The following is a 12197-nucleotide window of genomic DNA, read 5'->3' as shown; positions in this document are numbered from 1 at the left end:
ATGTAAACGCATACATGAAGGACGTCGCCCGGCGCCTGTCCGCCCCCGCGCGGACAGGCACCGGGCGACCGGTGCGGGTCGTCAGGACCCGAGCCTGCCCAGGGCGCTGCCCAGCGTTCCGGCGAACTCCTCGACCGGGGCGTCCTGGAGCGTGCCCATCTGCCCCCAGTCGACCAGTGTCACCCGCGTCCCGTCCCGGCCGACGCCGAACAGCGAGACGCTCATGCCTGCCTGCGGCGGCGCGACGTACACGCCGAACACGTGGCCGCCGTCGGCGCCCTCGACCGTCCCGTAGTCGTCCCAGGCGGCGGCGGAACCCGGGTTCTCCCGCAGCCAGTCGGCCGCGCAGGCCGCGGCTGCCGCTTCGAGCGCGCCGGCCAGGGCCGCGGCCGACGCCTCGTCCTCGGCCTCGACGACCACCTGGAGCGCCTCGGCGTCCAGATCCGTCCGGTACCGCTGGTGCGAGGCGCCCTCGGCCGGCAGCTCGTCCTCGAAGCAGAACACCGGGTCCTCCGGCAGCCCGGCCTCGACGCCCAGCGCCCACCACCCGCTGGGGTGCTCGGGCAGCTCGTCCCCGGTGAGGAACGCGCCGGGCGGCACCGCGGCCTGCGCCCCGGCGGGGAAGGCGACCGCGAGGGCGCAGGCCGCGGCGAGCGAGCCGGCCACCGCGTAGCGGCGGCCGGAGGCGAGAAGGTTCACGTGGTCTCCCTGTGAAGCGTTCCGATGGGTTCGCAGACAGCGTGTTCCTGGCGGCGCCGCGACGGCAACGGTTCCGGCCCGATCGGGGACGCCGGGACGCTTCCTGGCCCTGTGACGTGGGAAGATGGGGTCCCCCTGGAACGGTGGAGAACGGTGGGACGGGACGGGGGAGCCGGGGGACCGGGGGCGATGGGGGAGAGATGACCGGGAACGTCGCGGCGCAGCGGCTCGCGGAACGGCTGCGCGCCCTGAAGGACCGTTCGGGACTGAGTTTCGGCAGCCTCGCCAAGAAGCTGCACGTCAGCACCTCGACACTGCACCGCTACTGCTCGGGCGCGGTCGTGCCCGCCGACTACGCGCCGCTCGAACGCCTGGCCAGGCTGTGCGGCGCGACCCCTGAGGAGCTGCTCGACCTGCACCGCCTGTGGCTGCGGGCCGACGCGGCGCGGCCCGCTTCCCGCACCGCCGCGCCCGTTCCCGCGCCGACCGGCGCGGGAACGGAGAGCGGGGCGTCCGCGCCCCGCGCCCCGGGCGCGGAGCCGGAGGGCGCGGAGCCGGAGGGCGCGGAGCCCGCTCCCGCCGCGCCGCCGGTCCCCGGCCCCGCGGCCCCGGCCGCGAGCGCCCAGGCCCCGGCGAGCGGCCGGCGCGCCGCCCGGCGGCGCTGGCCGCTGGCCGCCGCCCTGGCCGCCGTGGTCCTGCTCGTGTTCACCGCGGTGAACGCCGCGACCTCGGGCGGCCCGGCCGGCGGCCCGGCCGCGGACGACCCGGCCGCCGGGCCGCAGGCCCCACCGCCCGAGCCCCTGACGTGGACCGCGCGCTCCCACGTGTGGGCGGGCGGCTGCGGCCACCGCTACCTGGTCGACCGGCCCCCGGGCGAGGTCCCCGCGCCGCCGGTCGCGCAGGACGCCGAGCCGTGGGCCGATGAACTCGGCGCCGTGCACGGCGAGTCGGCCATCGTCGAGGCGACCGTGCGCACCGCGCGGCCCGCCGCCGTCGTCGTCGAGGCCGTGCACATCCGCGTCGAAGAACGCCGCGCCCCGCTGGACTGGCCCCTGTTCGACATGGCGATGGGCTGCGGCGGCTCGCTCACGCCCGCGACGTTCGCCGTCGATCTCGACAAGGAGCGGCCCGTCGCCCGCCCGGTGGCCGGACACGACGGGGACACCGGCACCGATCTGCCGCCGCCCGCACTGCCGTTCGCCGTCACCGCGGAGGAACCGCTCGTCCTGCGGGTCGAGGCGGTGGCGGGCACCTGCGACTGCTCGTGGTCCATCGAGGTCGAGTGGAACAGCGGGGACGAACGCGGCACGCTGGTCATCGACGACGGCGGTGTGCCGTTCCGCACCAGCGGCGGCGGCGCGGGCGCCGCCCACCTGTTCGCGTTCGAAACCGGGAGCTGGCAGCCCGGGAGCGCGCACGGCGGATGAGGCAGGATCGGAGCATGAGCAACCTCGACCTCCGCCCGCCCGCCACGCCCTGCGCGGCCGGACCCACGGGCCCCGTCCGCGACCTGCGCCCGGGCCGCCCGGTGCCCCTGGGCGAGAGCACCGTCGTCCGGCGCCTGCTGCCCACGCTCGGCCGGCGCATGGTCGGCGCGTGGTGCTTCGTCGACCACTACGGCCCCGACGACATCGCCGACGAGCCCGGCATGCAGGTCCCGCCCCACCCGCACATCGGCCTCCAGACCGTCAGCTGGCTGCACGAGGGCGAGGTGCTGCACCGCGACAGCCTCGGCAGCCTCCAGACCATCAGGCCGCGGCAGTTGGGCCTGATGACCTCGGGCCGCGCGATCTCCCACTCCGAGGAGTCACCGCGCCCCCACCGCCACGCGCCGATCCTGCACGGCGCGCAGCTGTGGGTCGCGCTCCCCGGGGAACGCCGCCACGCGGAACCGTCGTTCGAGTTCCACACCGATCTGCCGCACATCGCGGGCGGGAACGGTCTGCGCGCCACCGTCATCCTCGGCACCCTCGACGGGGCCACCTCGCCGGGCACCGCGCACACCCCGCTGGTCGGCGCGGACATCGCGCTCGCGGGCGGCACCGACGCCCGGCTGCCGGTCGAGGAGGACTTCGAGTACGCGGCGCTCGCCATGGCGGGCGAGGCCGAGGTCGACGGCGTCCCGCTGCCCGTCGGCTCACTGCTCTACCTGGGCACAGGACGCCGCGAGCTGCCCGTGCGCGCCACCGCCGACGCCGCGTTCATGCTGCTGGGCGGACTGCCGTTCGAGGAGCGGCTGATCATGTGGTGGAACTTCGTCGGGCGCACCCAGGAGGACATCGCGCAGGCGCGCGAGGACTGGGCGGCGGGCACGCGGTTCGGCGAGGTGAAGGGCTACGACGGCGCCCGCCTGGCCGCGCCGGAACTGCCGCCGACCCCGCTGAAACCGCGCGGCCGGACCCGCTGACCCACGCCGTCAACCCCGTCGCCCCGCGCCGCCGGCGTCCCGTACGAGGAATCAGCCACTCGCCCGCCCCGGGGACGCGCGCGCCGGGCCTGTGATCCGTGGCCCGGCTCACGCCCACGCGCCGGTCGGCGGTCTCTCCGGCACTCGGGAGGCGCGTGGTGGCCGGATTGTGATGGTGATGAGGATCACTGCCGCCGGGCCCTTGGCCCCGGCGGCGCGCGCCCGGGGCCCCCGGCCGCCGGCGCCGCGGTCCAGGCGTGTGCTCGCAAGGGATTCACGGCCTCTCCGCGTCCGGCGCACCGCCCGCGGCGGGCGGTCGGCCGACCGCGCGGGACATCGCTCTCAGTGCACGAACGGTCGATCGTTATCGCCTCGAGACACCCTTATGTGTGCATCCCGTGCAGGGCACGTGCAATGGTGGACGGCGTCGCCGGGCCCGCCGGTCACCGGTTCGTTGTGCTGGCGACACCGCCGCCCGGCGTGTGATGCGCGAGATGCGGCTGTCCGTGACCCCGACCCGGGAGCATCGTGCCGGTCATAGAAGCGACAGGTCTGACCAAGATTTTCGGCCGAAGGCCGCAGCGCGGCGTGCGCATGCTGGCCGAAGGAGCCGACCGCGACCACCTCCGCCGCGAGGGGCTGACCGCAGCGGTCATCGACGCCACGTTCGACGTGAGGGCCGGCGAGATTTTCGTCGTCATGGGACTGTCCGGCTCCGGCAAGTCCACCCTGATCCGCATGATCAACGGCCTCCTCGAACCGACGGCCGGCACCCTGCGGATGGACGGCGATGACGTCACGCACCTCTCCCCGGCCCGCCTGCGGGAGATGCGGCGCACCAAGGTGAGCATGGTGTTCCAGCACTTCGCGCTGCTGCCGCACCGCACCGTCGGCGAGAACGCCGCCTACGCCCTCCAACTGCGCGGCGTCAACAAGGCCGACCGGCAGAAGGCCGGCGAAGAAGCCCTCGCCCTCGTGGGACTGAAGGGCTGGGGCGGCCACATGCCCTCGGAACTCTCCGGCGGCATGCGCCAGCGGGTCGGACTGGCCCGCGCCCTGGCCGCCGGCACCGACATCATGCTCATGGACGAGGCGTTCAGCGCACTCGACCCGCTGATCCGCAAGGAGATGCAGGATCAACTACTGGAGCTGCAAGCCGAGTTGGGCAAGACCATCCTGTTCATCACCCACGACCTCAACGAGGCCATGCGCCTGGGCGAGCGGATCGCGATGATGCGCGACGGACGGATCGTCCAGGTCGGCAGCGCCGAGGAGATCCTCAACGAGCCCGCCAACGACTACGTTTCCCAGTTCGTCGCCGACGTGGACCGCACCCGCGTGCTCACCGCGGGAACGGTGATGGAACGTCCGGTCGCCGTGATCGGGCCCCACACAGGACCCAAGGCCGCGCACCGGCTGATGCGCGAGAACCAGACACACGCCCTGCTCGTGGTCGGCAAGGACCGCAAGGTGCGCGGGATGGTCTGGGAGGAGGACATCGCCGACGCCGTGCGGGAGGGCACCGAGAAGCTGCCGCTGCGCAGCGAGGGAGTCGAACAGGTCAGCCCCGACGACTCCCTGGCCGACCTGTTCCAGCGTTCCGCCGCGAGCCGCGCACCGCTGGCCGTGGTGAACGAGGCGGGCGCGCTGGTCGGCATCATCCCGCGCGTCACCCTGCTCAGCGCGCTGGCCCCGCCGACTCCGGACGAGCCCGGCGCCCTCCTCAAGACCATGGCGGGAGGCATCAAGTGAACTCGCTTCCCAACCTGCCGCTCGGGGACCACGTCGACACCGGCATCCGGTGGATCAAGGACAACATGTCCCCGCTGCTCGACGGCATCAAGGACTCGCTCGAGTTCCTCGTCGAGGGCCTCAGCGAGTGGCTGCTCGCGCTCCCGGCGCTGATCGTCGTCATCCTCTTCGCGCTGCTCGGCCTGGCCGTCAGGTCGGTGCGGTTCGCGGTCTTCGCGCTCCTCGGCACGGCCCTCATCGTGAGCATGGAGCTGTGGGAACCGGCCATGCAGACCCTCGCGATGGTGCTCATCGCCACGGTCATCGCGGTGATCATCGCGATCCCGGTGGGCATCCTCGCCGCGCGCAACAACACCGTCAGCGCCGTCGTCCGACCGGTCCTCGACCTCATGCAGACCATGCCGTCCCTGGTCTACCTGGTGCCCGTGGTCATCTTCTTCAGCATCGGGTACGCCCCCGGCGTGGTCGCCACCATCGTGTTCGCGATGGCCCCCGGCGTCCGGCTCACCGAACTGGGCATCCGGCAGGTCGACAAGGAGACCGTGGAAGCGGGGCACGCGTTCGGCGGCACGCCGTGGCAGATCCTGCGCGGCATCCAGCTCCCGCTCGGCCTGCCGACCATCATGGCCGGCGTCAACCAGGTCATCATGCTCGCCCTGTCCATGGCCGTCATGGCCGGCTTCGTGGGCGCGGACGGGCTCGGCAAGATCGTGGTCGAATCGCTCTCCCGCGTCGACGTCGCCGTCGGCTTCGAGGCCGGTCTCGCGATCGTCATCCTGGCCATCTTCCTCGACCGGACCACCGCGGCCGTCGGGCAGCCCACGGGCCGCTCGCTCGGCGCCCTGCTGCGCAGCCGCCGCCGTCGGACGGCCCCCGCGGACCGGCAGGCCGGTCCCGTGCGGAAGACGAAGGAAGCCGTGCCGGCGGCCTGAACTCCCCTGTAGGACTACGGAAAGAGATCACATGAGAACCCCCACCCCGCGACGTCGTCGGGTCGCCGCCGTGACCACCGCCGCCGCGCTCGGCCTGAGCCTGGCCGCCTGCGGCGACGGTGACAGCGACGGCGGTGACGGCGGCTCCGGTGAGGGCGACACCATTACCCTCGGCTACATACCCTCCTGGACGGACGGCCTCAGCACCGCCCACCTGCTTGAGCACGTGCTCGAAGAGGCCGGCTACACGGTCGAGCACGAGGAGATCAGCGAAGCCGGCGTGCTCTACACCGCGCTCGCCGAAGGCGACATCGACATGTTCCCCTCGGCGTGGCCCGAGGTCACCCACGCCTCCTACATGGAGCAGTACGGGGACCGGATCGAGGACATCGGCGCCTACTACGACAACGCCGTGCTCACCTTCGCCGTTCCCGAGTACAGCGAGATCACCTCGATCGAGCAGCTGCCCGACTACGCGGACGAACTCGACGGCCGGATCGTCGGCATCGAGCCCGGCGCGGGCCTGACCGAGGCCACGCAGGAAAGCGTCTTCCCTGCCTACGGACTTGAGGAGGCCGGCTACAGCCTGGCCACGTCCTCCACCTCGACGATGCTCACCGAACTGGGCAACGCGATCGACGCCCAGGAAGAGATCGTCGTCACGCTCTGGCGCCCCTTCTGGGCGAACGCCGAGTACAACGTGCGCGACCTGGAGGACCCCGAGGGCGCGCTCGGCGAGCCCGAGGCCCTGCACTTCCTGGGCCGCGAGGGCTTCACCGAGGACTTCCCCGAGGCCGCCGAGTGGATCGAGGGCATCCAGCTCTCCGACGAGGAGTACGGCGCGCTGGAAGACCTCGTGGTGAACCAGCACGCGGACGACCCCGCCGCCGGCGTCGCCGCGTGGATGGAGGAGCACGCCGACGTCGTCGGCACGCCCGCCAGCTGACGCCGCACCCGCCGCCAGGCCCGCGCCCGCCCCAGGCGGACGCGGGCCGCGCGCGTTCGGGGAACGCCAGGACGGCGGTCACCCGGCGGCGGACACCTACCGGGGCGGGCGACACGGACGCCCACCGTCACGCGGGCCCGGGTACGGGCGCGTTACGCGTGCCCCAGCCGGAAACCGACGCCGCGCACGGTGATGATCCAGTCGCTCGACCCCAGCTTGTTGCGCAGGCCGCTCACGTGGGTGTCCACAGTGCGGCGCGACCAGGAACCGTCCCACACCTTCTGCATCAGCTGCTTGCGGGGAATGACCGTGTCCGGATGCGAGGCGAGCAGGTACAGCAGGTCGAACTCCTTGCGCGTCAAATCGACTTCGACCCCGTTGACGGTCACCTGGCGGGTGGTCGCGTCCACTTTGAGTGCCCCGCGGCAGATGACGGACTCGGCGGCTGGTACGCTGCGGGCGCGCCGCATCACCGCGTCGATGCGCGCGATCAGTTCGCGCAGTCCGTACGGCTGGACCAGGTAGTCGTCAGCGCCCGCTTGGAGGCCAAGTACGCAGTCGAGTTCGCTGCCCCGTTCGGTGACGGCGATCACCGGGACATCGCTCACGGAACGGATCCCCCGGCAGACAGCCAGTCCGTCGAAGTCGGGAAGCTCCAGCTTGAGCAGTACGACGTCCACTTCGGTGCATTCGCGAACGGCTTCACAACCGGTGCCGACCCGGGTGACGGCGTGGCCATTGTGGCGTAACCCGTGCGTCAATTCCTCGGCAGCCGCTTGGTCGCTTTCGACGACCAGTATGCGCCACGTGGCGTGTTCCGTGCGCCAGCTCCACGGCGGGAGTTCGTCAGGATGAGTGTGCGTCGTCTCCGTCGTTGCTGTGTCCATCAATCCATGCCTCACAGACAGTCCCCGTCCCTGCCCGTCGAGCCGCCGTGCCGGCGGTGCCATCGAAGGGGCCGAAAGGTGGTGAGAAGTGTGCTCAGACGCTGTCACCGGAAAGAGATGCGTCCCGACAGCTCGTGCGAAGCGAGCGCGCGACCGACGTGTTGTGACGAGCGCCGTTTCCGCTCTGTCCTCGTAAGCGCGCCTCTTGTCCCGTTTTGTCGTGCTTCAACGCGTGTGCCCTATGGATCTGTGGTGGTCCCCGTCGCCCTGGCGGCCAACGGGTAACCGGCGGGTGCGCGAGTCGGCGTTGACCGCGCATGTCCGGCGGTGTACCGAGCTGGTCACAACTTTCATAGTGCAATGTATATTGCAATCGATGCAAGGGTCGTGGCAATGGTCCCAGTGGGATGTTACGTCACGGCACGGGAAGGGAGAAGTCTCCGTTGGGGCGAGGGCTGGTTGAGAAGCGTGAGGCCATCATCCGTGGCGCTCGCACGGTGTTCGGTGGCGATGGTTACACTCGCGCCAGCATCGGTGCGATCGCGAGCGCTGCCGGGGTGTCCACCCGGACCATCTACAACCACTTCCCCGGTGGCAAGGCGGAACTCTTCCGCCTGGTCGTGCAGGAGGGGTCGAAGGAGATCCTGCGGGTCCAACTCGACATCGTCGACCGCTGGTTGCACAAAGTGACCGATGTGGAGCTCGACCTCATCGATTTCGGTAAGGCGTGGGTGGCACCCCTGGACACTTTCGCCTCGCATTTCGCCCTGGTGCGTCAACTGCGCGCGGAAATCGAGCATCTTCCGCCGGACCTCCTGCGGGCCTGGGAGGAAGTCGGCCCGCGGCGGGTGCAGTCCGCGCTTGCAGACCGTTTCCAGGAGTTGGCCGACGAGGGGCGGCTGGTCATGGAAGATCCGCGACAGGCCGCGATCCACTTCACCTACCTGGTCTCGGGCGAGATCAGGGACCGCACGTACGACGGCGCGCTGCCGCTGGCCCCCGAGGTCACCAATCGCCTGGTGACGGTGGGCGTCCAGACATTCCTGCGCGGCTACCTGCCACGCTGACGCGGCCGGCCCCGGCGCCGGTGAGCCCTTGGGCGCCCCGCTCCCGGCGCCGGGCGCCGTGCCCGCATCGTGTCGTCCGCCGCCCGCCCCTGCCCGCTCCGCGGCGCGCGGGCGCGGCGGCCTCGTCCCCGCTCAGGACCGGCGTGCCCGCGCCCCACGCGTCCCGTGTGTCGTCTTGCGCCGCACCCCCGTGGTCCCGACCGGTCGGTTCCTCGCGTGCCTTGCGTTCCTCTGACGTGGAATTGTCACGCCCCTGTCCCACCGCATGTTTGATCGCGACTTCCCCGTGCGGCTTCATCCTGCGCAACGGGAACCTCGCGGACTCCTGACTCGACGCACCTTGTCGCCCTCCGGTCCGTACGCCGAAGCTGGTAGGCGTCTCGGGGCCTGATCGGGCGCGGCGGTACCGAACGTCGCGCAGGGCCCCCGTGGCGGGTGGGGAGATCGCCGGCGGGTGCCGCGGGTGACCTGCGCGCCCGGCGCCGACACGGTCCATCCCCCCACCCACCGCCCGACCGTGCGCCACCACGCAGTCCTCGACATGTGCCCGTCCCGCTTCCTCCGGCAGCCGGCCCGTAGGCCGGTCCTGAAAGGAGTCTTCGCGCATGCACAGCACGCTGATCGTCGCCCGCCTGGCGCCTGGGGCCAGTCAGCAGCAGGTCGCCGAACTCTTCGGCTCCTTCGACGCGACGGACATGCCCCACCGCATGGGCACCCGACGCCGCCAGCTCTTCTCGTTCCACGGACTGTACTTCCACCTCCAGGACTTCGACTCCGACGACGGGGGGAGCCGCATCGAGTCCGCCAAGAACGACGAGCGGTTCGTCCGGATCAGCGAGGACCTCAAGCCGCACATCGAGGCGTACGACCCGGCGACGTGGCGCTCCCCGGCCGACGCCATGGCGGCACGCTTCTACAGTTGGGAGGCCGGGAGGTGACCGGGCGGCGGGTGGTCATCACCGGTATCGGCGTGCTGGCCCCCGGGGGCGCGGGCACCAAGGAGTTCTGGAACCTGGTGGCCGAAGGCGTCACCGCCACACGGACCATCAGCCTCTTCGACGCGTCCGCCTTCCGTTCGCAAGTGGCGGCCGAGGTCGACTTCGACCCCGAGGCGCACGGCCTGACTCCGCAGGAGATCCGGCGCATGGACCGCGCCGCGCAGTTCGCCGTGGTGGCCGCTCGCGCCGCGGTGGGCGATTCGGGGCTCGTGCTCGACTCGGCCGACAGCCACCGCGTCGGCGTGGCCATCGGCAGCGCGGTCGGCGCGACCATGGGGCTCGACCAGGAGTACCGCGTCGTGAGCGACGGCGGGCAGCTGGAGCTCGTCGACCACCGCTACGCCGTGCCGCACCTCTACGACTACCTGGTGCCCAGTTCGTTCTCCGCCGAGGTGGCGTGGGCCGTCGGCGCCGAGGGGCCCAACACCGTGGTGTCCACCGGGTGCACCTCCGGCATCGACTCGGTCGGGTACGCGGCCGATCTGATCCGGGAGGGCAGCGCGGACATCATGGTCGCCGGTTCCTCCGACGCCCCGATCTCGCCCATCACCGTCGCCTGCTTCGACGCGATCAAGGCCACCACGCCCCGCAACGACGAGCCGGAGACCGCCTCCCGGCCGTTCGACCGCTCGCGCAACGGCTTCGTGCTCGGCGAGGGCGCCGCGGTGTTCGTGCTGGAGGAACTCGACAGCGCCCGTCGCCGCGGTGCCCACATCTACGCCGAACTGGCCGGGTACGCCACGCGAAGCAACGCGTACCACATGACCGGTCTGCGGCCCGACGGCCGCGAGATGGCTGAGGCCATCCGGGTCGCGCTCGACGAGGCGCGGCTGAACCCGCAGGACATCGACTACATCAACGCGCACGGCTCGGGCACCAAGCAGAACGACCGCCACGAGACGAACGCGTTCAAACGGAGCCTGGGCGACCACGCCTACCGGACGCCGATCAGCTCCATCAAGTCCATGGTGGGCCACTCGCTCGGCGCGATCGGCTCCATCGAGATCGCCGCCTCCGTGCTGGCCATGGAGCACCACGTGGTGCCGCCCACCGCGAATCTGCACGATCCCGACCCGGAGTGCGACCTCGACTACACCCCTCTGGTCGCCCGGGACCAGCTCGTGGACGTCGTGCTCAGTGTCGGCAGCGGCTTCGGCGGCTTCCAGAGCGCGGTGGTATTGGCCCGGCCGGACCGGGAGGTGGCATGACGGCGGCGATGGTGACGGGTCTTGGGATAGCGGCTCCCAGCGGCCTCGGCTTGCGCGACCACTGGGCCTCCGTCACAGCGGGCCGCAACGCGATCACGCCCATCACCCGGTTCGACGCCGGGCCCTACCCGGCCCGGCTCGCGGGGCAGATCACGGACTTCGACGCGGCACAGGTACTGCCCGACCGGCTGCTGCCGCAGACCGACCGCGTCACCCAGCTCTCCCTCGCGGCGGCCGACTGGGCCCTGGCCGACGCCGGCCTGCGCACGGAGGAGCAACCCGCCTACGGCCTCGGCGTCATGACCGCGAGTTCGGCCGGCGGCTTCGAGTTCGGCCAGAACGAGTTGCGCAAACTGTGGAGCAAGGGCGGAAAACACGTCAGCGCCTACCAGTCCTTCGCCTGGTTCTACGCCGTCAACACCGGTCAGATCGCCATCAGGCACGGCCTGCGCGGCCCGAGCGGGGTGGTCGTCAGCGACCACGCGGGCGGACTCGACGCCCTCGCCCAGGCCCGGCGGCAGATTCGCAAGGGCACCCCGGTCATCGTCTCGGGCGCGGTTGACGCCCTGCTGTGCCCGTGGGGCTGGGTCGCCCAGCTGGCCGGCGGCCGGCTGTCCACCAGCAGCAGCCCCGACCACGCCTACCTGCCGTTCGACGCCCGGGCGCGGGGTCACGTGCCGGGCGAGGGAGGCGCCATCCTCGTCCTTGAGGACGCGGCCGCGGCGCGCCGCCGCGGCGCCCGATGCTACGGCGAACTCGCGGGCTACGGGGCGACGTTCGATCCCAGGCCCGGCAGCGGCCGGGCGCCGGGGCTGCGGCGCGCGATCGAAGTGGCCCTGGACGACGCCTCGGTGACGCCCGCGGACGTCGACGTGGTCTTCGCCGATGCGGCGGGGCTGCCCGACCTGGACCGGGTCGAGGCCGAAGCCGTGGCCGGCGTCTTCGGCCGGGGCGGTGTGCCGGTCACGGCGCCCAAGACGATGACCGGTCGGCTCGGGGCCGGTGGCGCACCCCTCGACGTGGCCACCGCCCTGATCGCCATGGCCGAGAACGTCATCCCGCCCACCGCGCACGTCACCGCCGACCCAGGTTACGCCCTGGACCTGGTCGTCTCCCCGCGCCCTGCCGAGCTGCGCGTCGCCGTGGTGCTGGCGCGCGGCCAGGGCGGCTTCAACTCGGCCGTGGTCCTGCGGACCGGCCCCGAGCCCGCCGCCGATCTCTAGTGCTCCGTCCCCGTCCCACCCATCCGGAGCCCCCGGGCCCGCCCGGCCCACCCGGCCGCAGGGCGCACCGGCGCATTC

Annotated in this window: 10 protein-coding genes and 1 pseudogene; 9 read left to right on the top strand and 2 right to left on the bottom strand. The window is 72.1% G+C overall.

Annotated elements, in window-relative coordinates:
* Positions 1-81: 81 nt before the first annotated feature.
* Positions 82-699: a hypothetical protein gene (locus LC193_RS03570; protein WP_226071439.1), complete on the bottom strand. Its 618-nt coding sequence runs from the start codon at positions 697-699 to the stop codon at positions 82-84.
* Between the two features lie 200 nt (positions 700-899).
* Between LC193_RS03570 and LC193_RS03565 the strand changes: the two genes are divergently transcribed.
* From LC193_RS03565 to LC193_RS03545, 5 genes and pseudogenes are all read left to right on the top strand, one after another.
* Positions 900-2126 (top strand): helix-turn-helix domain-containing protein, encoded by a 1227-nt coding sequence (locus tag LC193_RS03565; RefSeq protein ID WP_226071431.1) that lies wholly within the window; start codon positions 900-902, stop codon positions 2124-2126.
* A gap of 14 nt (positions 2127-2140) precedes the next feature.
* On the top strand, positions 2141-3106 hold the full coding sequence (locus tag LC193_RS03560; RefSeq protein WP_226071430.1) for a pirin family protein: 966 nt from the start codon (positions 2141-2143) through the stop codon (positions 3104-3106).
* Positions 3107-3634: 528 nt separating this feature from the next.
* Complete coding sequence (locus LC193_RS03555; protein ID WP_226071427.1) at positions 3635-4858, top strand: quaternary amine ABC transporter ATP-binding protein; 1224 nt, start codon at positions 3635-3637, stop codon at positions 4856-4858.
* A gap of 359 nt (positions 4859-5217) precedes the next feature.
* A pseudogene (locus LC193_RS29270) lies at positions 5218-5718 on the top strand (ABC transporter permease); the annotation flags it as partial.
* A gap of 103 nt (positions 5719-5821) precedes the next feature.
* Complete coding sequence (locus LC193_RS03545; protein ID WP_226071423.1) at positions 5822-6736, top strand: glycine betaine ABC transporter substrate-binding protein; 915 nt, start codon at positions 5822-5824, stop codon at positions 6734-6736.
* Between the two features lie 152 nt (positions 6737-6888).
* Here the strand turns inward: LC193_RS03545 and LC193_RS03540 are convergent, their stop codons facing one another.
* Entirely contained in the window at positions 6889-7623 is a 735-nt protein-coding gene (locus LC193_RS03540) for a response regulator transcription factor (protein WP_226071421.1), read from the bottom strand.
* A gap of 443 nt (positions 7624-8066) precedes the next feature.
* Here LC193_RS03540 and LC193_RS03535 point away from each other — a divergent pair, with 443 nt between their 5' ends.
* From LC193_RS03535 to LC193_RS03520, 4 genes are all read left to right on the top strand, one after another.
* On the top strand, positions 8067-8690 hold the full coding sequence (locus LC193_RS03535; protein WP_226071419.1) for a TetR/AcrR family transcriptional regulator C-terminal domain-containing protein: 624 nt from the start codon (positions 8067-8069) through the stop codon (positions 8688-8690).
* A gap of 605 nt (positions 8691-9295) precedes the next feature.
* Positions 9296-9628 carry a TcmI family type II polyketide cyclase gene (locus LC193_RS03530; protein ID WP_226071417.1) on the top strand — a complete coding sequence of 111 codons (333 nt, stop codon included), beginning with the start codon at positions 9296-9298 and terminating at the stop codon, positions 9626-9628.
* A complete protein-coding gene (locus LC193_RS03525; protein ID WP_226071415.1) occupies positions 9625-10896 on the top strand; it encodes a beta-ketoacyl-[acyl-carrier-protein] synthase family protein in 1272 nt (423 codons plus the stop codon). The genes LC193_RS03530 and LC193_RS03525 overlap by 4 nt, the downstream gene beginning before the upstream one ends.
* Complete coding sequence (locus LC193_RS03520; protein WP_226071413.1) at positions 10893-12119, top strand: ketosynthase chain-length factor; 1227 nt, start codon at positions 10893-10895, stop codon at positions 12117-12119. The genes LC193_RS03525 and LC193_RS03520 overlap by 4 nt, the downstream gene beginning before the upstream one ends.
* The last annotated feature ends 78 nt before the right edge of the window (positions 12120-12197 follow it).

Source organism: Streptomyces marincola (assembly GCF_020410765.1).
Classification (GTDB): Bacteria; Actinomycetota; Actinomycetes; order Streptomycetales; family Streptomycetaceae; genus Streptomyces; species Streptomyces marincola.
The sequence above is the reverse complement of the archived record's forward strand: the minus strand, read 5'-3'. Positions and strand labels throughout refer to the sequence as shown.

Excerpts from the sequence above, each read along its gene's own strand:
- LC193_RS03565 (WP_226071431.1), top strand. The coding sequence starts at position 900 with ATGACCGGGAACGTCGCGGCGCAGCGGCTCGCGGAACGGCTGCGCGCC.
- LC193_RS03560 (WP_226071430.1), top strand. The coding sequence starts at position 2,141 with ATGAGCAACCTCGACCTCCGCCCGCCCGCCACGCCCTGCGCGGCCGGA.
- LC193_RS03545 (WP_226071423.1), top strand. The coding sequence starts at position 5,822 with ATGAGAACCCCCACCCCGCGACGTCGTCGGGTCGCCGCCGTGACCACC.
- LC193_RS03540 (WP_226071421.1), bottom strand. The coding sequence starts at position 7,623 with ATGGACACAGCAACGACGGAGACGACGCACACTCATCCTGACGAACTC.
- LC193_RS03530 (WP_226071417.1), top strand. The coding sequence starts at position 9,296 with ATGCACAGCACGCTGATCGTCGCCCGCCTGGCGCCTGGGGCCAGTCAG.
- LC193_RS03520 (WP_226071413.1), top strand. The coding sequence starts at position 10,893 with ATGACGGCGGCGATGGTGACGGGTCTTGGGATAGCGGCTCCCAGCGGC.